This window comes from Microbacterium sp. MEJ108Y (assembly GCF_000834175.1).
Lineage (GTDB): Bacteria > Actinomycetota > Actinomycetes > Actinomycetales > Microbacteriaceae > Microbacterium > Microbacterium forte.
Genome location: NZ_JXQX01000015.1, coordinates 1 through 17734, shown reverse-complemented (window position 1 = coordinate 17734; position 17734 = coordinate 1). Strand labels below are relative to the sequence as shown.

The following is a 17734-nucleotide window of genomic DNA, read 5'->3' as shown; positions in this document are numbered from 1 at the left end:
GCATGGCCACCCGAAAACCTGCCCCTCCCGCGTACGTCTGCACCGAATGCGGGTGGACGACGGCCAAGTGGGTGGGTCGGTGCGCCGAGTGCCAGCAGTGGGGCACCGTGCAGGAGCAGGGCGTGCAGACCGGCATCCTGAGCCGCATCACCCCGCTCGCGCCGACGGCGGCGAAGGCCGCCCGCCCGATCACGCAGATCACCACCGAAGACGCCCCGCGCCGCACGAGCGGTGTCGGCGAGTTCGACCGCGTCCTCGGCGGGGGAATCGTGCCCGGTGCGGCGATCCTGCTCAGCGGCGAACCGGGTGTCGGCAAATCGACGCTGTTGCTCGAGGTCGCAGCGCAGGCGGCTCGCGCGGGGCGTCGCGTGCTCTACGCGAGCGCCGAGGAGTCTCCCGCCCAGGTGCGCCTGCGCGCGGAGCGCACCGGTGCCCTGCACGACGAGCTCTACCTGGCGAGCGAGACCGATCTCGCGACGATCCTCGGCCACATCGACGAAGTGGCACCGCAGCTGGTCATCGTCGACTCGGTGCAGACGGTGTCGTCGTCGCTCATCGACGGCGCGGCCGGTCAGCCGAGTCAGGTGCGCGAGGTGGCGGCGACTCTCATCCGCGTCGCGAAAGACCGCAGCCTGCCCATCATCCTGGTCGGCCATGTCACGAAAGACGGCACGGTCGCCGGCCCCCGAGTGCTCGAGCACCTGGTCGACGTCGTCTGCCACTTCGAGGGCGACCGACAGACCTCACTGCGCTTCATTCGAGCGCTGAAGAACCGCTTCGGGCCCACCGACGAGGTCGGCTGCTTCGAGATGACGGGTGCGGGCATCTCCGAGGTGCCCGACCCCTCGGGCCTCTTCCTCTCGCAGGGCGCGACGGAGCCGGGCACGTGCGTCGCCATCTCGCTCGAAGGTCGACGGGCGCTGCCCGTCGAGGTGCAGGCGCTCACCATCAACACGACCGCACCCAACCCCCGTCGTGTCGTGCACGGACTCGACTCCTCCCGCGTGGCGATGGTGCTGGCGATCCTCGAACGCCGGGCGGGAATCAAGACCAGCACCCTCGACGTCTACGTCTCGACCGTGGGCGGGGTGCGCTTCACCGAACCGGCCGCCGACCTGGCGATCGCGATCGCCGTGGCAGGGTCCATCCAGCAGATCTCCGTGCCGCGCACGGTCGCCGCCGTCGGGGAGCTCAGCCTCGCGGGCGAGATCCGCCCGGTGACCCAGTCGGCGCAGCGCCGGTCGGAGGCCGCGCGGCTCGGCTACGACCAGGTGGTCGACGATCGCTCGAAGACTCTGCGCGCGGCACTGAACGACGTGCGCGCCCGAAACACCACCCGGCGCAGCGACGCAGACATCCCGCCGTTCTGAGCGCGCGATCCCACCGCAGCGCCGCCGGGTCTCAGGCGTCGAGCGCCTTGAGCAGCTCGTCGGGCGCGGCCTGCATCGGATGCGGCCCGGCGATGTCGAGGAAGACGGTGGTGATCGGGTGCGCGGCGAGGAACTTGCGCAGCCAGTCCGCGGTGTAGATCCCCACCCCCGGGGGCAGGTTCGCCGGCTTGTTCTTGGCGTCGCTGAACAGCAGCAGCGCCAGATCGCCCGACTTCGGGTCGCGATAGGTCCAGACCTCTCCGCTGTCGAGCGGATTGTCGCGAGCACCGGGCTTCACGAGCGGCACGACCGTGGTGCCGTGGCGCAGCGCCAGAGCGACCGCAGCGATGTCCTGCTTCTCCAGCGCCTGAGCGAGGGCATCCGACCGGAAATCCTCGGGTGCGGGTGCGCTCTTCGCTGATCTCGACTTCTTCGCTGCCATGCATCCAGCATATTGAGCGGATGGCGATGCGCGTCCCGAAACGGGAGGAGAGATGGAAAGGGGCCCTCTCGAGTCATCCATTGGGGACTGGGGTACTCGAGAGGGCCCTCGGACCCTCGGGCGGCATGTCGAAGCGCTGGGGACGCTGTGCTCGACGCCACTGGGGATGGCATGCGCCGCAAGTCTGCGAGGGTCACTTCAATGGTATCCCAAAGAACGACCAGTGTCACCCGAAACTGAGTGCAGGACTGTATTCGAGACGTTTGGCCAGTTTCGGCGTCAATAGAGCAGGATCTGCTTCGTGGTCGTGCCCTTGAAGCCACCGATCTCGACGGCGACGTGGTACGACGCTCCGCCGCCGGGTGCACGCGGACGATTCTCGTCGGCGCATGTCTCGACGCTCGAGCGGGTGCGATCCCAGGTGACCGGCACCTTGCTCGTCACGGTCGCGCCGGCCGGAAGCGTGGCGACCATGCTGCTCGGATTCTCCTGGCAGTCGGTCGACGTCCACCAGACGTCGGATCCGCTCGACACCGTGAGCCTCTGGGTCGTCGACCCCACGTCGATCGCACAGTCGGTCGAACCGCGGTTGGTCAGCGAGATCGACAGCTGCGGCATGACCCCGGGGTCGTATGCGTCAGCATCGGTGACAGCAGCCACCTCGACGTCTCTGGCTTCGCACGCGACGATCCCCGGAGTCTCCTCGGCCGACGACTCAGGCGCGGGCGACTCGGCTGCGGGCGACTCGCCCGCGGTGGGATCGGGTGTCGGCGACTCCGGCGCAGACGCCGATGCGCTGGGCGATGGCGTCGCCTCGGCGGCATTCGCCCACGGACGAGCCACGAGCAGCCATACCGCCACGCCGACGACCGCGGCCACGAGGATCGCCGCGACGAGGGTCACCAATCTCCGGCGACGATACACGGCGGCGGAGTGACGAGGCATTAGTTCAGGTTAGTTGAGGCTCTTCAGCATCCTGGTGTTGCCGAGCGTGTTCGGCTTGACGTGCGCGAGATCGAGGAACTCCTCGACACCCGCGTCGCCGCTGCGCAGCAGCTGCGAGTACACGTCGGGGTCGACGACCTGTTCGCCGATGATCGAATAGCCGCGCCGGCCGAAGAAGTCGACTTCGAAGGTGAGGCAGAACAGTCGGCTGAGGCCGAGCTCGCGCGCCTGCTCTTCGAGCGCGCCGACGATGGCACCGCCCACGCCATGGTGCAGCCAGTCACCGCGGACCATGAGGGTGCGCACCTCGCCGAGGTCCTCCCAGAACACGTGAAGCGCGCCGCATCCGATCAGCTCGCCGTCGGCTTCGGCGACGACGAACTCCTGCACCGCGCCATAGAGCACTGCCAGGTCTTTGCCGAGCAGGATGCGCTGCTCGACCATCGGCTGCAGCAGGTTGCGGATGCCGATGATGTCAGCGCTGCGCGCCGGCCGGACGATGTACTCGCTCACACGTCAAGCCTAGAACCCGTCACCTCCCGAGACCCTGAGCGGACGCGGAATGCCGGAGTGCTGGATCACCCGGACACGCAGAAGGGGCGGATGCCGCAGCATCCGCCCCTTCTGTGATCAGGTCACTCCCCGCTGGCGACCGCCAGGTCAGGGGTGCCGGAGATCGCTCCGCCGGTGTTCACGCCGACCGCGACCTTCTCGCCGCGGGGGCCGTGCTCGAAGAGGAACTCGCCGTCCTTCGAGTCGACCTTCACGTGGTCGCCCGGGTTGAGCTCGCCGTGCAGGATCTTCTCGGACAGACGGTCCTCGACCTCGTGCTGCATCGCGCGACGCAGGGGGCGGGCACCGAGTGCCGGGTCGAACCCGATCTCGATGAGACGCTCCTTGGCGGCCTGAGACAGCTCGATCGTCATGTCGCGGTCGAGCAGACGCTCGCCGAGGCGCTTGGTGAACAGATCGACGATCTGCACGAGCTCCTCCTTCGACAGCTGCGGGAACACGATGATGTCGTCGACGCGGTTGAGGAACTCGGGCTTGAAGTTGCGCTTGAGCTCTTCGTTGACCTTGCCCTTCATCCGCTCGTAGTTCGTCGAGTTGACGCCCTCGATCTGGAATCCGACCGGACCACCGGCGATGTCACGAGCACCGAGGTTGGTGGTCATGATGATGACGGTGTTCTTGAAGTCGATCACGCGGCCCTGACCATCGGTCAGCCGACCCTCTTCGAGGATCTGCAGCAGCGAGTTGAAGATGTCCGGGTGGGCCTTCTCGATCTCGTCGAACAGCACCACGCTGAACGGCTTGCGGCGCACCTTCTCGGTGAGCTGGCCGCCCTCTTCGAATCCGACGAATCCGGGAGGAGCACCGAACAGACGCGAGACGGTGTGCTTCTCACCGAACTCGCTCATGTCGAGCGAGATGAGAGCAGCTTCGTCGTCGAACAGGAACTCGGCGAGCGCCTTGGCCAGCTCGGTCTTTCCGACACCCGTGGGGCCGGCGAAGATGAACGAACCGGAGGGACGCTTCGGGTCCTTGAGGCCGGCACGCTGACGACGGATCGTCTTGGAGAGCGCCGCGATGGCCTCCTCCTGACCGATGACGCGCTGGTGCAGAGCCTTCTCCATGAAGACGAGTCGCGAGGACTCCTCTTCCGTCAGCTTGAAGACCGGGATGCCGGTGGCCTGTGCGAGCACCTCGGCGATCAGGCCCTCGTCGACGACCGCCTGGGTCGCGACGTCACCCGAACGCCACTGCTTCTCGAGGCGCAGGCGCTCGGCGAGGAGGCTCTTCTCCTCGTCGCGCAGCGATGCGGCCTTCTCGAAGTCCTGGTCCTCGGACGCGACTTCCTTCTGCTCGCGCACCTTGGCGATCTTCTCGTCGAACTCGCGCAGCTCGGGCGGGCTCGACAGGATGCTGAGGCGCAGGCGTGCACCCGCCTCGTCGATCAGGTCGATGGCCTTGTCGGGCAGGAACCGGTCGGAGACGTAGCGGTCGGCGAGGTTCGATGCCGCGACGATCGCGCCGTCGGTGATCTGCACCTTGTGGTGCGCTTCGTACCGGTCGCGGAGTCCCTTGAGGATGTTGATCGTGTGAGGGAGGCTCGGCTCGTTCACCTGGATCGACTGGAAGCGACGCTCGAGAGCGGCATCCTTCTCGAAGTGCTTGCGGTACTCGTCGAGCGTGGTGGCACCGATGGTCTGGAGCTCTCCACGAGCGAGGAGGGGCTTCAGGATGCTGGCCGCGTCGATCGCGCCCTCGGCGGCACCCGCACCCACGAGGGTGTGGATCTCGTCGATGAAGACGATGATGTCGCCGCGCGTGCGGATCTCCTTGGTGACCTTCTTCAGGCGCTCCTCGAAGTCACCGCGGTAGCGGGAGCCGGCGATGAGAGAACCGAGGTCGAGCGAGTAGAGCTGCTTGTCCTTCAGCGTCTCGGGCACATCGCCCTTGACGATCGCCTGGGCGAGGCCCTCGACGACGGCGGTCTTGCCGACGCCGGGCTCACCGATCAGCACGGGGTTGTTCTTGGAGCGGCGAGACAGGATCTGCATGACCCGCTCGATCTCCTTCTCGCGCCCGATGACCGGGTCGAGCTTGTTGTCGCGCGCGGCCTGCGTCAGGTTGCGACCGAACTGGTCGAGCACCTGCGAGCCGCCCTGGGCGCTCGGGGTGTCGTTCGACTGCGCGCCGACGGCTGCCGGCTCGCGTCCGGGAGCACCCGACAGGAGCTGGATGACCTGCTGGCGGACCTTGTTGAGGTCGGCGCCGAGCTTGACGAGCACCTGGGCTGCGACACCCTCGCCCTCGCGGATGAGGCCGAGCAGGATGTGCTCGGTTCCGATGTAGTTGTGGCCGAGCTGCAGAGCCTCACGGAGGCTGAGCTCGAGCACCTTCTTGGCGCGCGGCGTGAACGGGATGTGACCGGTGGGCTGCTGCTGGCCCTGACCGATGATGTCCTGCACCTGCTCGCGGACGGCGTCAAGGGAGATACCGAGGCTTTCGAGCGCCTTGGCTGCGACACCCTCACCCTCGTGGATGAGGCCGAGCAGGATGTGCTCAGTGCCGATGTAGTTGTGGTTGAGCATCTTCGCCTCTTCTTGGGCGAGGACGACCACTCGACGGGCTCGGTCCGTGAATCTCTCGAACATGCTGTGACTCCTTATTCGCACGGGGCGAAGCGCTGAGTCCTCGACGGGTCTCCGCGCCTGTACATCGAGAGTAACCACCGTGCGGATGCTGTATGCCCGTGTTCGCCGTCGGCATAGCGCCGTGACGGTCGGTGACGGCGCTCTCGTGCGGCCGGGGTTGACTCACTTATCGACAGTCGTTATGTTAACGATTATCGGTAATAACGACTCTCGATAAGGAGTGGATGATGACCTCGACGAAGAACCGGACGATCTCCCGAGGCGACCGCGGAGCCCTGGTCGGCTTCTGCATCTCGGGCGCGCTGATCGCCGCCTACATCACCGTCTTCTCGGTCATGCGGATCATCGAACTCGCCCGGGGCGTCGACGTGCCGGTGCTGATCGAGCTCATCGGCTCGCAGACGCCGGTCGACCTGCCGCTGAGCAACGGCACCAGCATCTCCGTCGGCGTCGACAGCGCTGTGATCACCGCGCCTCAGCTGCCGGCGATCGCCGCAGTGCCGGGCATCATCGGCCAAGTGGCGCAGATCCTCACGATCGTCATCGTGATCGGATGCCTGATCCTGCTGGCACGGAGCGTGCTGACCGACCGCGTGTTCAGCCGACGCAACACCGCTCTCGTCGCGACAGCCGGCATCGCCGGACTCGTCGGTTTCGCCACTGTGCGCTTCTTCGACAACATGCTCGCGAATGCCACGGTGGCACAGATCACCGACAACGGCATCGACAACGCCGTGATCAGCGTCGAACCGTTCACCTTCATCCTCGGGGCGTTCGTCATCGCCCTCATCTGCACGGTGTTCTCCATCGGCGACCGCCTGCAGCGCGACACGGACGGGCTCGTCTGATGAGCACCGTGACCGCGACACGTTCCCAGACCGCCGATGCGATCACCGTGATCCTCTTCGGCGCCGCCGCTCTGGTGGTGACCGCGATCAGCACCGTCCTGCGCGTGCTCGGAACCTTCCGAGACCAGGGCATCGCGTGGTCCATCCCCATCGACGAGCAGCCGATCGACGCGACCGTCGGCTCAGGAGCCGCGTCGGTCGAGGGGATCGCTCAGGAGGCGATGGTGTTCGCCACCGGAGTGGATGCCGCCGCGACCGCGGCGATCATCGGCTCGCTCGTGCTGTGGGCGCTCGCCCCGTTGATCGTCATCGTCGGCGTGATGCTCGTCGCCTGGAACTTCCTCCGCGGACGCTTCTTCGTGCGGAGCAACGCGCGGGCCTTCGACGCGATCGGCTGGACTCTCGTGCTCGCTCCGATGTTCATCGTGCTGCTCGAGAAGCTGGGGCTGAACGGGGTGTCCGCTGCGGTGGGCCTCGGCTCCGGCGAGCCCGTGCATCCGATCGAGTTCTGGTCGATCGTCCCGATCTTCGCGACCGGCGTCGCGGTGGGACTCATCGCAGCAGCGTTCCGGCAGGGCATCCGCCTGCAGCGCACGAACGCGGCCCTCGAGGACGAGACGAGGGGACTCGTATGACCCCGGCCGAGAACGACGACGAACTCACCGGCATCCACTGCCGCCTCGACGAGCTGCTCGCGGAGCGCGGCATGACTCTGACCGAGCTGAGCGCGCGCGTCGGCGTGAGCATCGTCAACCTGTCGGTGCTGAAGAACGACCGGGCGCGAGCGATCAGGTACTCGACGTTGCGGGCGATCTGCGACGCCCTCGGGTGCGAGGTCGGCGACCTGCTGGTGCTGGCGTAGGTCAGGCCTGCGGCGGCTGCGGGGCCTGCGGCGGTTGCGGCGGCTGCGCGACCGGCGCGAGAGGTTCGACGACCACGGCGGTGCCGTAGGCGCAGATCTCGGTGAAGTTCTGGATCGACCCGGCGTCGAAGCGCATCGCGACGATCGCGTTGCCACCGCGCTGCTGCGCCTCGGCCCACATGCGGCCCATCACGACCTGCCGCGCCTCGTACATCACTTGCGTGTATTCGGGGATCTCGCCGCCGCCGAGCGAGCGGAACCCGGCGGCGAAACCCTGCCCGAAGTCGGTCGATCGCACCGTCAGGCCCATGACCTCCCCCAGCACCTGGGTGATGCGGTAGCCGGGGATGTCGTTCGTGGTCACCATGAACATGAGGCCATCGTGGCAGAACACAGCCGACGCGACCAGGCGGCGAGGACAAGCAGTCGAGCGAAGAGGACAAGGCTCTGACCACGCAGATCCTGACCGACAACCTCGAGAAGTGCGCGGCCTGACCCGCCGGGTCGCCTGACGAAGGATGACGGATGCCGCGGCATCCGTCATCCTTCGTCATCTCAGCCTCGGAATTCACTCGCCCTCATAGCGTTGGGCGTTATAGCGCGCACACGGCGCGCACCGATTCTGGAGTCCCCAATCCAATGAGCACCACCGCCCGCCCCACGAAGGCGCCTGACACCCGCGGTCCCGTCCGGAAGCTGCTGACCTCGTTCGGCTTCCAGATCCTCGCGGCCCTCGTCCTCGGCATCGCCGCCGGCCTGATCGCCCGCCAGCTGGGCGCCACCGCCGACAGCCCGAACGGCCTCTCGGCCACCCTCGACACGATCGGCAGCTCGTACGTGACACTGCTGCGCGCCGCCGTCGTGCCGCTGATCTTCACCGCGATCGTCGCCAGCATCTCGAATCTGCGCCGAGTGCAGAACGCCGCGCGCCTCGCGGGCCAGACCCTGCTGTGGTTCGCGATCACCGCATTCATCGCCGTGATCATCGGAATCACGCTCGGCCTGGTCATCCAGCCGGGAAACCGCGCCGGTGAGGGCCTCGAGCCCGGCGACCCGTACACGGTCGGCACGTGGTGGAACTTCCTGCTGGGTCTGATCCCGCAGAACTTCCTCGGGCTCAGCGTCAGCACGAACCCGGGAGCCACCGACGGCACGTTCTCGTCGAGCGTGAACTTCAACATCCTGCAGGTCATCGTGATCGCGGTCGCCGTCGGCATCGCCGCTCTCAAGGCCGGCAAGAAGGCCGAGCCGTTCCTCGCGTTCACCGAGTCGCTTCTGAAGGTCATCCAGCGCGTGCTGTGGTGGATCATCCGCATCGCCCCGCTCGGCACGTTCGGCCTCATCGGCGCCGCGGTGGTCAAATACGGCTGGGAGAAGCTGGCGTCGCTCGGCTGGTTCGCGATCGCCGTCTACGTCGGCCTGGCTCTCGTGCTCTTCGTCGTCTACCCGATCCTGGTGAAGACGCACGGACTCTCGATCAAGCAGTATTTCTCGGGCGTCTGGCCCGCCGTGCAGCTGGCGTTCGTCAGCCGCTCGTCGATCGGCACCCTGCCCCTCACCGAGCGCGTGACCGAGCGCAACCTCGGCGTGCCCCGCTCGTACGCCTCGTTCGCCGTGCCGTTCGGTGCGACCACGAAGATGGACGGCTGCGCCGCGATCTACCCCGCCATCGCCGCGATCTTCGTCGCACAGTTCTTCGGCATCGAACTGAACCTCGTGCAGTACCTGCTGATCGTGCTCGTCTCGGTCGTCGGCTCCGCCGCCACCGCCGGCACCACCGGAGCGACCGTCATGCTCACGCTGACGCTGTCGACGCTGGGCCTGCCGCTCGAGGGCGTCGGACTGCTGCTCGCCATCGACCCGATCCTCGACATGGGCCGCACCGCGGTCAACGTCGCGGGCCAGGCGCTCGTGCCGACCATCGTCGCGAAGCGCGAGGGCATCCTCGACGAGGAGCTCTACAACGCACCGCGCGAGGGCCTGCCGTTCGCCGACGACTCGGCCGACGACGAGGCACCCGAGGCGGATGCCGCAGCATCCGAGAAGGAGCCGGCCGGCACCCGCTGACCCTTCGCCGCACCGACCGAGCGCCTCGCCCCACTCAGGGGCGGGGCGCTCGTCTGTCTCCCGCTACGCGCGACCCTGCAGACGCGTGGCGGCGCGGGTGTCGAGGGCGAGCTCCTCAGCATCCATCGCGGCCATCAGCTCGCGCATGACCTCCTCGTCGAGGTTGCCGGCGTCTCGCTCTGCGAGGAGGATGTCACGGCGCACCTGCAGCCACCCGCGGGTGAGCGCTGCGAGGTCTTCGTACGAGGGGCGGGTCACCGCCTCCTCGACCTCCTGCGCCTCGTCTGCGGCCTTCTCGACCCTGGTCATGCGCTTGGTGAAGGCATCGAAGACGCCGATGTCGACGCTGCCGTACTTGTCGACCCACTCGTCGCGCTTCTCGGCGAGGAAGGCCTTGCCCGCCTCGCGGCTCTTGGCCTTGACGTCGGCGATAGCGCGCTCGTCCTCTTCGTCATCGACGTCGCTGGCGATGCCGAGACTGCGGATCAGCAGCGGCAGGGTCAGGCCCTGCAGCAGCAGCGTGCCGAGGGTCACGACGTAGGCGACGACGACGATCGCGTGCGACGGCTCGGTGTCGAGAGCAGCGAGATCGGCTGCGGCGAGCGCGGTCGCCAGCGTCACCACACCGCGCATGCCCGCCCACGAGATGACGGCGTTGTCCTTCCAGGTCAGCTGCAGCCCCGCCATGCGGTCGCGCACGATCTTGGAGCGCAGCTCTTCTGCGCTGTACTGCTTCCAGCGTTTCGAGTCGCGGCGGCGCTCGTCGAAGGCTCCGGATTCGACCGTTCGATCCCAGCGTTCCAACCGTTTGCGGTCTTGGAAGTTCGCCCAGAGATTCGTCGGGTACACGTAGAGCGGCCGCACGAACAAGACGACGAGCAGCACGACACCCGACAGCATCAGGATGCGACCGACCTCCTCGCCCCCGAGGTCGCTGAGCACGCGCGGGAACTGCAGGCCGATGTAGGCGAACACGAAGCTCTCGAGCAGCAGGTCGGCCGAGAGCCAGAGGGGCGCCTCCTGCTGACGGGTCGTGTAGTCGGTGCGAGGCGAGTTGTATCCGACATACAGTCCCATCGCGACGACCGCGAGCACGCCCGAGCCGAGCAGGTGCTCGGCGATCGCATATGCGCCGAACGGTGCGAGCAGCCCGAAGGTGCCGATCACGACCGGGTCGCTGATGCGCATGCGCAGCTGGTGCAGCACGATGCCGAAGACGAGTCCGACCGCGACGCCGACGCCGACCGCGAGCAGGAACTGCCAGATGCCGTCCCAGACGGTCAGGGTCGCCCCCGCGATGATCGCCGCGAACACGCGATAGAGGGTCAGCGAGGTCGCATCGTTGATCAGGCTCTCCCCCGACAGCACCGTCATGATGCGGCGCGGAAGCCCGAGCTTGCGGCCGATGGCCGCGGCCGAGACCGCATCGGGCGGTGCCACGATGGCGCCGAGCAGCAGCGCGCCCGGCAGGGTCAGCGACGGCAGGATCCACCACGCCACCAGCCCCACGGCGACAGCCGTGAGCAGCACGAGGGTGACGCCGAGTCGCCGGATCTGCGGCAGGCTGCGCTTGAAGCCCACGAACGACACGTCGAGCGCCGCCGAGTACAGCAGCGGCGGCAGCACGAGGTTCAGCAGCAGGTGCCCGTCGATCTCGACCTCGGGAACGAACGGCAGGAAGGATGCCGCGAGCGCGACCACCGTGACGAGCAGCGGAGCCGGCCATCCGCGCCATCGGGCGATCGCCGCCACGACCACAGCACCGACGAGCACGTAGAAGATCTCGGCATCCATGCCCCTAAAGTACTGCCCTGCCGCGCCGCCGCCGGGCGGTTCCGACGGGGTCAGGGACGATCGTCCGCGAGTTCGTCGCGGAGTCCGGCGTTCTCGTCCTCCAGATCGAGGACTCGTCGGATGCCGACGATGTTGATGCCCTCGACACGCAGGCCCGTCACCCGACGGATGCGGGCGAGATCGTCGTCGCTGTATCGGCGCGTGCCTCCGTCGCTGCGCGCAGGCGTGACCAGGCCCTTCGCCTCGAAGAGCCGCAGACTCGCTTCGGGGACGCCGCTGAGCTGGGCGGCGACGGCGATGCCGTACACCGGCATGCTCGGATCACGCTCATCCATCGGCAGCTCCTTCTCGTGGCACTTGCATTCTATTCGATGTTGTTCTATAACAAATCTATAGCAACAGATGCAGATAATCTGCATCCACAACGCCCACCCGGGCCACACGAAAGGAGACACTCATGGCCATGTCCTTCGATCCGTTCAGTCAGCTCGACCGCTTCGCTGCGAGCGTGCTGGACTCCGTCCGCGCACCGCGTCTCATGCCGGTGGACCTCTACCGCGACGGCGACAAGTACGTCCTGCACGCCGATCTTCCCGGCATCGATCCGGGGTCCATCGACGTCGACCTCGACGGCGGCCAGCTCACGATCCGCGCGCAGCGCACGGCCGACGGTCGCGAAGGCGTCCGCTGGCTCGCCCGCGAACGCGGAGCAGGCTCGTTCCTCCGTCAGTTCTCGCTCGGCGACGGAGTGGACCTCGACGCGATCAGCGCCTCGTACGAGAGCGGCGTGCTCTCGGTGATCATCCCCGTCAGCGAGAGGGCGAAGCCGCGCAAGATCGAGGTCGAGTCGAGCGACAGCCGACAGTCGATCGCTGCCTGACAGCACGGGGGCCGGGGCGCACCCGGCCCCCGCTTCCTCCTCTGGAAAGGACGACCCATGCACGACTCCGCTGCACTCGACCGCTTCCTGCGCGGGATGGAGTACCCGGCGACGCGCGACGACCTGTTGCGCGAAGCAGCCCGCGACGGTCTCGGCTCCGACGATAGAGCGGTGCTCGCTCGGCTTCCCGAGCAGAGCTTCAGCGCGGCCTGGCACATCCGCTACCACCTCGCGCGCCACGCTCTGGCCGAGGAGTTCTCGCCGTCGGCATCCTCCGCCCTCGCCGCAGCGTGACGACCCACCGGCGACGATGGGGCGGGCGGGAATTCCCCGCCCGCCCCCGCCGTTGCATTCGGGGATGACTTCCACCGCGCTCTCCGTCCTCGACCTCGTCCCCGTTCGCACCGGCCAGACCAGTGCCGAGGCGATCTCCTCCTCCCTCGATCTCGCCGCGACCGCCGACCGCCTCGGCTATCGCCGCTACTGGTTCGCCGAGCACCACAACATGCCGGCCGTGGCGTCCACCACTCCCCCGGTGCTGATCGCCGCCGCCGCGATGCGCACGACGAAGATCCGTCTGGGATCCGGCGGCGTCATGCTGCCCAACCACGCCCCGCTCATCGTCGCCGAGCAGTTCGCCGCGCTGGAGGCGATCGCGCCAGGACGCATCGACCTCGGCCTCGGCCGCGCTCCCGGCAGCGACCCGGTCATCACCCAGCTGCTGCGCGGATCGGGCACGACGAGCGACGTCGAACAGTTCCCCCGCAACGTGCAGGACATCGCTGCGCTTCTCTCGAGCGACGGCGCCACCGTGCGCTTCACGTCGGGTGGCGAGTACACGGTGCACGCGACGCCCGCCGCCGGCGGAAGCCCCGAGGTCTGGCTGCTCGGGTCGAGCGACTACTCGGCGCAGCTCGCCGCATCGCACGGGCTGCCCTATGTCTTCGCGAACCACTTCTCGGGCCAGGGTCTCGAACGAGCACTCGACCTCTACCGCACCGGCTACCAGCCGAGCGAAGAGCACCCCGAGCCCCGCACGTTCCTCACGGTCAACGTCGTCGCCTCGCCGACGCAGGAGGAGGCCGAGGCCCGTGCCCTGCCGCAGCTGCGCATGATGTCGCGCCTGCGGCTGAACAAGCCGCTCATCGCGCTCGAGACCGTCGAAGAGGCGCTCGCCGCCGAGTCGGATCCCGCGACCGACCAGGTCGTCGAAGCAGCCCGCTCGCGGTGGTTCGTCGGCACGGGAGAGTCCGTCGCCGAAGAGGTGCGTGCGTTCGCGACGAAGTACGGCGTCGACGAGGTCATGCTCTCGCCCGTCGCCGGGGCCTACGAGTCCGAGCCGCGCGCCGCCGCCGCCGGCCGCGCGCAGACGCTCGAGCTCATCGCCGCCGCTCTCTAGTCGCGGTCCCCGCGCGTCCCGCCCGCGGGCATGGATGGTCAAAAGCGCACGCCTGAGGGCCGCGTGGGATGCGTTTTTGACCACGCTCCTCCGCACCGATGCTCTTTCGACCATCCATCGGCGCACGGGCGACCTCGCTGACGCGACGACGGCCTGAATAACTCCTCCACCACTGCGGCGGGTGAGACCGACTTATGCACAGCTCCCGGCCCGCAACGCGCAGCTCTCCGAATGGCGCTTCCCGGACGCGGATGCTGGGGAGATGCGTCGTCGATCTGTGCTGCCGCCCACACTCGGAGCCACCTTCACCGTTCGAGCGGCAGCGGCAGCGGGGGTGGGACGCGGACGTGCGGCAGCCGCCGACCTGCACCGCCCCTTCCACGGTGTGCGATCGCTCACGCCTCACACGACACCTCTGCACAGAGTGTTCGCGCTCGCCTCGCGACTGAGACCGGGACAGCTGATCGGGGGCGCGACCGCGATGCGCGTGTGGGGCTATCCCGTTCCGGGCTCTTGGAAGGTCACCGACGAGATCGACGTCGTCGTGGCGACGGATGCCGTCCGGCCGCGCACGCGGGGTGTGAGGAGCCGAAGGCTCGCAACCGGCAGAGCACAGCTGTGGTGGATCGGCCGCGTCCCCGTCGTCGATCCTCTGACCGCCCTCTTCCTCTGCGTCGCGTCGTTCACCGACGACGAGCTCGTGGTGGCCCTCGACGCTCTCGTCACGACCGCAGACAACTACCCGGGGCTGCGCGCCGACCGCCCCCTGCACACGGTCGAGGAGATCGATCAACGCCTGCGCCACTGGGGGCGCTTCGCCGGGTGCGCGCGCGTGCGAGCTGCGCTGCCCGCGGTGCGTGCGTCCGTCGAGTCCCCGAAGGAGACCGAGACGCGGCTGCTGCTCGTCGCGGCAGGCCTGCCCGAGCCCGTGGTCCAGCACGAGATCCGTCGCGACGGCGTGATCATCGCGAGAAGCGACCTCGCGTATCCCGAGCTCCGAATCGCCGTCGAATACGAGGGCGACGGACACCGAACCGACCGCGACCAGTGGCGCCGTGACATTCAGCGGCAGCGAGAACTCGAGGACATCGGCTGGATCGTCATCCGAGTGACGCAACTCGACCTCGACGACGGAGGACGGATGCTGCTCGACCGCATCCGCCGTGCGATCGCGTCGCGCTCCTGACATCGCCCCCCGCCCCTGCGCCCGTGCCCGCGCCCGCCCCTGCGCCCGTGCCCGCCCCCGCGCCCGCGCCCGTGCCTGCTCCTGCCCACGCTCTCCTCACGTGCGCACGACCGCCCGCACGACCGACGCGCTGAGTGGTCAATAACGCATCCCCACCGGCCCGTAGCCGTGCCTTTTCGACCACCCACCGACTGAACGCTGCGCTTTTGACCACGCGCCGCCGCACCGGCGCCCGCGCACCCTCCGACAGGGGCTGGTATTCCGGTGCGCCGGGGCGTACCCTCACCAGCAACGGAAGGGGTTCGATGATGAGCACGACCAAGACTCTGGCCCTCTGGGTGGCGTACGGCACGAACGGCGTCGTCGGCAGCATCCGACACGATGACGGGGGATACACCGTCGTCATGGCCGGAGCGGATGCCGCGACGGGCACGTATCCGACCCTGGAATCGGCCAAGGGTGCGCTGCATTCGCACATGCTGCCGGGCAGCGGCTGGCCGATGTTCCGCGAGCACTGACTCGAGAGCGCTGACACCAGAACGGGGAAACAAGGGGAAGAGGGGCGGCGCGGTCGCGGGGACACCCCCGCGACCGTCGTACGCTGACTGCATGCACCACGCCACCTCCCTCGCTCCTCGTGCCATGCTGACGGTCGAGGAGCAGCAGGCGAAGGTGTCGGCCGCCGCCCGGCCGCTCCGCGCAGAGGCGGTGCCGATCGCACTGGCAGCCGGTCGCACCCTCGCGGACGACGTGCGCGCCCGGGTCGATGTACCGCTGTTCGACAACTCCGCGATGGACGGATATGCCGTCATCTTCGCCGACGTCGAGGCAGCGACGGCCGAGCACCCTGTCGAACTACGCGTCATCGCCGACCTGCCGGCGGGGTCGTCCGAGGAGCCCGAGCTGCGTCCAGGGCTGGCCGCTCGGATCATGACCGGCGCTCCCGTGCCCCGCACGGCGACCGTCGTCGTGCCCTTCGAGCACACCCGTGACGGGCTGCAGGCCTGGGATGCCCCGGCCATCGTGACCACGGCTCCTGCCCGCGAGGGCGCTCACATCCGCCGCCGTGCAGAGGAACTGCGCGCCGGCGAGGTCGTCGCGCCGGCGGGCACCGTGCTCGGGCCGCTGCAGCTGACGGCCATCGCGGCCACGGGCATCGACACCGTGCAGGTGCGTCGTCGCCCCCGGGTCGCCGTGATCTCGACGGGCACCGAGCTCGCCGCCCCCGGGGCAGACCTCGACCGAGGGCAGATCCCCGAGTCGAACTCGGTGCTGCTCGCGTCGATGTGCGCCGAGGCGGGCGCCGACGTCATCTCGGTCGACACGGTGACCGACGAAGATGCCGCCTTCACAGCCCTCGTCGACCGCGCGCTGCACGCCGGCCGCGTCGATGTCGTGGTCACCTCGGGCGGCGTCAGCGCCGGCGCCCACGAGGTCGTCAAGAACGTGCTGCGCGATCGCATCGAGTTCGTCGCGGTCGCCATGCAGCCCGGCAGACCGCAGGCCTTCGGACGAATAGACGACGCGCTGATCTTCGGCCTGCCTGGCAACCCCGCCAGCGTCGCCGCCTCGTTCGAGGCGTTCGTGCGCCCGGCACTGCTCGCTCTCCAGGGGCGTGAGCCGCTGCAGCGCCCGATGATCCGTCTCACGACCACCGCCGGGTGGCGCAGCCCGGCAGGACGACAGCAGTATGTGCCGGTCGCTCTCGACCGATCCGACCCCGCCGCCTGGGCGGTGCACCCGGCAGCCGCCGACGGGTCGTCCGGCGCGCACCTCGCCGCAGGACTCGCCAGAGCGGATGCCTACGCCGTCGTGCCCGCCGAGGTATCGGCGGTGGCCGCCGGCGACCTCGTCGACGTGATGCTGCTCTCGTGACCGCGGCAAGCGCCGCCGACGCGAGCGCCGCCGACACGAGCGGCGCAACCGCGGCGATCGTCCTTGCGGGCGGGCGGGCGTCTCGACTCGACGGTGCCGCCAAGCCGCTGCTCGACGTCGGCGGTCGCACGCTGCTCGATCGGGCGGTCGCGGCCGTCGCAGGCTGCGACCCGATCATCGTCGTCGGCCCGCCCGCGCCCGTGCAGGGCGAGGTCGTCTGGACTCGCGAGACCCCCGAGTTCGGCGGCCCCGTCGCCGGCATCGCGGCCGGACTCGCACGCACCGAGAACGCTGACGTGTTCGTGCTGGCGGCCGACCTGCCGAACGCCGAAGAGGCGGTCGCGCTGCTGCGTCGGCATCCGCCCCTCGCCGGCGGCGAAGACGGCGTCTGCCTGGCCGACGACTCCGGGCGGATGCAGTGGCTGATCGGGCTCTATCGCACCGACGCGCTGCGCCGAGCTGTCGCCACCCTCCCCGACGGCGGCCGAGACGCATCCATCCGTTCACTGCTCGCGGGCCTCACCATCAGCGTTCTGCCCGCGGGAGCCCTGGCGGCCGACGTCGACACGTGGGACGATCTCGAACGAGCCCGCGCCACCGTGCAGGCACCCACCCGCGACGGCACAGACGCCGACCACGACAACGGCACAGACGCCCCGCGTGGCAGCGCACCGAACGAGGAGACGACATGACCGACCAGCCGCAGCATCTTCCGGTCGAGGCCCTCGACGACTGGACCTCCGCCGCCTGCGCCGCCCTCGGGATCGACCGCGCGTCCGTCGACATCGGCCTGCTCCTCGATCTCGCCCGCGACGTCGCGCACGGCGTCGCGCGCCCCGCCGCCCCGCTCAGCGCCTACCTCGCCGGCCTCGCGGCAGGTCGCGCGGGCGGCAGCCGCGAGACCG

Annotated in this window: 20 protein-coding genes; 13 read left to right on the top strand and 7 right to left on the bottom strand. The window is 68.8% G+C overall.

Translation table 11 applies throughout. The features are described 5' to 3' along the window. Positions 1–2: 2 nt before the first annotated feature. Positions 3–1370, top strand: coding sequence for a DNA repair protein RadA (gene radA / locus RU09_RS09455; protein WP_042539932.1), 1368 nt, complete (start codon positions 3–5; stop codon positions 1368–1370). A gap of 31 nt (positions 1371–1401) precedes the next feature. Here radA and RU09_RS09450 read toward each other — a convergent pair whose 3' ends face one another. The 4 genes from RU09_RS09450 to RU09_RS09435 form a co-directional block, all read right to left on the bottom strand. Next, positions 1402–1812: a hypothetical protein gene (locus tag RU09_RS09450; protein ID WP_042539930.1), complete on the bottom strand. Its 411-nt coding sequence runs from the start codon at positions 1810–1812 to the stop codon at positions 1402–1404. A gap of 279 nt (positions 1813–2091) precedes the next feature. Next, entirely contained in the window at positions 2092–2757 is a 666-nt protein-coding gene (locus RU09_RS09445) for a hypothetical protein (RefSeq protein ID WP_042539929.1), read from the bottom strand. Between the two features lie 9 nt (positions 2758–2766). Further along, positions 2767–3270, bottom strand: coding sequence for an amino-acid N-acetyltransferase (locus tag RU09_RS09440; protein ID WP_042539928.1), 504 nt, complete (start codon positions 3268–3270; stop codon positions 2767–2769). A 122-nt stretch (positions 3271–3392) separates the two neighbouring features. Next, on the bottom strand, positions 3393–5918 hold the full coding sequence (locus RU09_RS09435) for an ATP-dependent Clp protease ATP-binding subunit (protein WP_042539926.1): 2526 nt from the start codon (positions 5916–5918) through the stop codon (positions 3393–3395). A 227-nt stretch (positions 5919–6145) separates the two neighbouring features. Here RU09_RS09435 and RU09_RS09430 point away from each other — a divergent pair, with 227 nt between their 5' ends. Genes RU09_RS09430 through RU09_RS09420 form a run of 3 tightly spaced genes read left to right on the top strand, consistent with a single transcriptional unit; the run spans position 6146 to position 7628 of the window. Next, on the top strand, positions 6146–6766 hold the full coding sequence (locus RU09_RS09430) for a DUF2975 domain-containing protein (RefSeq protein WP_052492921.1): 621 nt from the start codon (positions 6146–6148) through the stop codon (positions 6764–6766). Next, a complete protein-coding gene (locus RU09_RS09425; protein WP_042539922.1) occupies positions 6766–7401 on the top strand; it encodes a hypothetical protein in 636 nt (211 codons plus the stop codon). The genes RU09_RS09430 and RU09_RS09425 overlap by 1 nt, the downstream gene beginning before the upstream one ends. After that, a complete protein-coding gene (locus RU09_RS09420) occupies positions 7398–7628 on the top strand; it encodes a helix-turn-helix domain-containing protein (protein WP_042539919.1) in 231 nt (76 codons plus the stop codon). Before RU09_RS09425 ends, RU09_RS09420 begins: the two co-directional genes overlap by 4 nt. Position 7629: 1 nt before the next feature. Here the strand turns inward: RU09_RS09420 and RU09_RS09415 are convergent, their stop codons facing one another. After that, on the bottom strand, positions 7630–8001 hold the full coding sequence (locus RU09_RS09415) for a YbjQ family protein (protein WP_042539917.1): 372 nt from the start codon (positions 7999–8001) through the stop codon (positions 7630–7632). Between the two features lie 266 nt (positions 8002–8267). On the opposite strand from RU09_RS09415, the gene RU09_RS09410 reads away from it, so the two are divergent. Continuing rightward, positions 8268–9695 (top strand): dicarboxylate/amino acid:cation symporter, encoded by a 1428-nt coding sequence (locus tag RU09_RS09410; protein WP_042539915.1) that lies wholly within the window; start codon positions 8268–8270, stop codon positions 9693–9695. A 63-nt stretch (positions 9696–9758) separates the two neighbouring features. On the opposite strand, the gene RU09_RS09405 is transcribed toward RU09_RS09410, so the two are convergent. Beyond that, positions 9759–11489 (bottom strand): cation:proton antiporter, encoded by a 1731-nt coding sequence (locus RU09_RS09405; RefSeq protein ID WP_042539913.1) that lies wholly within the window; start codon positions 11487–11489, stop codon positions 9759–9761. A 50-nt stretch (positions 11490–11539) separates the two neighbouring features. Then, on the bottom strand, positions 11540–11824 hold the full coding sequence (locus RU09_RS09400) for a MerR family transcriptional regulator (RefSeq protein WP_042539911.1): 285 nt from the start codon (positions 11822–11824) through the stop codon (positions 11540–11542). 122 nt (positions 11825–11946) lie between these two features. Here RU09_RS09400 and RU09_RS09395 point away from each other — a divergent pair, with 122 nt between their 5' ends. From RU09_RS09395 to RU09_RS09355, 8 genes are all read left to right on the top strand, one after another. Continuing rightward, positions 11947–12369 (top strand): Hsp20/alpha crystallin family protein, encoded by a 423-nt coding sequence (locus RU09_RS09395; protein ID WP_042539909.1) that lies wholly within the window; start codon positions 11947–11949, stop codon positions 12367–12369. Between the two features lie 57 nt (positions 12370–12426). Next, positions 12427–12663 (top strand): DUF2795 domain-containing protein, encoded by a 237-nt coding sequence (locus RU09_RS09390; protein WP_042539907.1) that lies wholly within the window; start codon positions 12427–12429, stop codon positions 12661–12663. Between the two features lie 64 nt (positions 12664–12727). Continuing rightward, complete coding sequence (locus RU09_RS09385; RefSeq protein ID WP_042539905.1) at positions 12728–13768, top strand: LLM class flavin-dependent oxidoreductase; 1041 nt, start codon at positions 12728–12730, stop codon at positions 13766–13768. A 181-nt stretch (positions 13769–13949) separates the two neighbouring features. Next, on the top strand, positions 13950–14954 hold the full coding sequence (locus RU09_RS18080) for an endonuclease domain-containing protein (protein WP_197065991.1): 1005 nt from the start codon (positions 13950–13952) through the stop codon (positions 14952–14954). Positions 14955–15262: 308 nt separating this feature from the next. Next, positions 15263–15472 carry a methyltransferase gene (locus RU09_RS09370; RefSeq protein ID WP_042540132.1) on the top strand — a complete coding sequence of 70 codons (210 nt, stop codon included), beginning with the start codon at positions 15263–15265 and terminating at the stop codon, positions 15470–15472. A gap of 91 nt (positions 15473–15563) precedes the next feature. Then, a complete protein-coding gene (locus tag RU09_RS09365; RefSeq protein ID WP_231567500.1) occupies positions 15564–16829 on the top strand; it encodes a molybdopterin molybdotransferase MoeA in 1266 nt (421 codons plus the stop codon). Next, positions 16826–17521, top strand: a complete 696-nt coding sequence (gene mobA, locus RU09_RS09360; RefSeq protein WP_082041077.1) for a molybdenum cofactor guanylyltransferase — start codon at positions 16826–16828, stop codon at positions 17519–17521. Before RU09_RS09365 ends, mobA begins: the two co-directional genes overlap by 4 nt. Continuing rightward, on the top strand, positions 17518–17734 hold a 217-nt coding region (locus RU09_RS09355), incomplete at its 3' end, for a DUF6457 domain-containing protein (RefSeq protein ID WP_042539901.1). The genes mobA and RU09_RS09355, both read left to right, overlap by 4 nt.

Bases quoted from the DNA above. Each gene is read 5' to 3' on its own strand.
- radA (WP_042539932.1), top strand. From the start codon at position 3: ATGGCCACCCGAAAACCTGCCCCTCCCGCGTACGTCTGCACCGAATGC.
- RU09_RS09450 (WP_042539930.1), bottom strand. From the start codon at position 1,812: ATGGCAGCGAAGAAGTCGAGATCAGCGAAGAGCGCACCCGCACCCGAG.
- RU09_RS09445 (WP_042539929.1), bottom strand. From the start codon at position 2,757: ATGCCTCGTCACTCCGCCGCCGTGTATCGTCGCCGGAGATTGGTGACC.
- RU09_RS09435 (WP_042539926.1), bottom strand. From the start codon at position 5,918: ATGTTCGAGAGATTCACGGACCGAGCCCGTCGAGTGGTCGTCCTCGCC.
- RU09_RS09430 (WP_052492921.1), top strand. From the start codon at position 6,146: ATGACCTCGACGAAGAACCGGACGATCTCCCGAGGCGACCGCGGAGCC.
- RU09_RS09425 (WP_042539922.1), top strand. From the start codon at position 6,766: ATGAGCACCGTGACCGCGACACGTTCCCAGACCGCCGATGCGATCACC.
- RU09_RS09420 (WP_042539919.1), top strand. From the start codon at position 7,398: ATGACCCCGGCCGAGAACGACGACGAACTCACCGGCATCCACTGCCGC.
- RU09_RS09415 (WP_042539917.1), bottom strand. From the start codon at position 8,001: ATGTTCATGGTGACCACGAACGACATCCCCGGCTACCGCATCACCCAG.
- RU09_RS09410 (WP_042539915.1), top strand. From the start codon at position 8,268: ATGAGCACCACCGCCCGCCCCACGAAGGCGCCTGACACCCGCGGTCCC.
- RU09_RS09405 (WP_042539913.1), bottom strand. From the start codon at position 11,489: ATGGATGCCGAGATCTTCTACGTGCTCGTCGGTGCTGTGGTCGTGGCG.
- RU09_RS09400 (WP_042539911.1), bottom strand. From the start codon at position 11,824: ATGGATGAGCGTGATCCGAGCATGCCGGTGTACGGCATCGCCGTCGCC.
- RU09_RS09395 (WP_042539909.1), top strand. From the start codon at position 11,947: ATGGCCATGTCCTTCGATCCGTTCAGTCAGCTCGACCGCTTCGCTGCG.
- RU09_RS09390 (WP_042539907.1), top strand. From the start codon at position 12,427: ATGCACGACTCCGCTGCACTCGACCGCTTCCTGCGCGGGATGGAGTAC.
- RU09_RS09385 (WP_042539905.1), top strand. From the start codon at position 12,728: ATGACTTCCACCGCGCTCTCCGTCCTCGACCTCGTCCCCGTTCGCACC.
- RU09_RS09370 (WP_042540132.1), top strand. From the start codon at position 15,263: ATGAGCACGACCAAGACTCTGGCCCTCTGGGTGGCGTACGGCACGAAC.
- RU09_RS09365 (WP_231567500.1), top strand. From the start codon at position 15,564: ATGCACCACGCCACCTCCCTCGCTCCTCGTGCCATGCTGACGGTCGAG.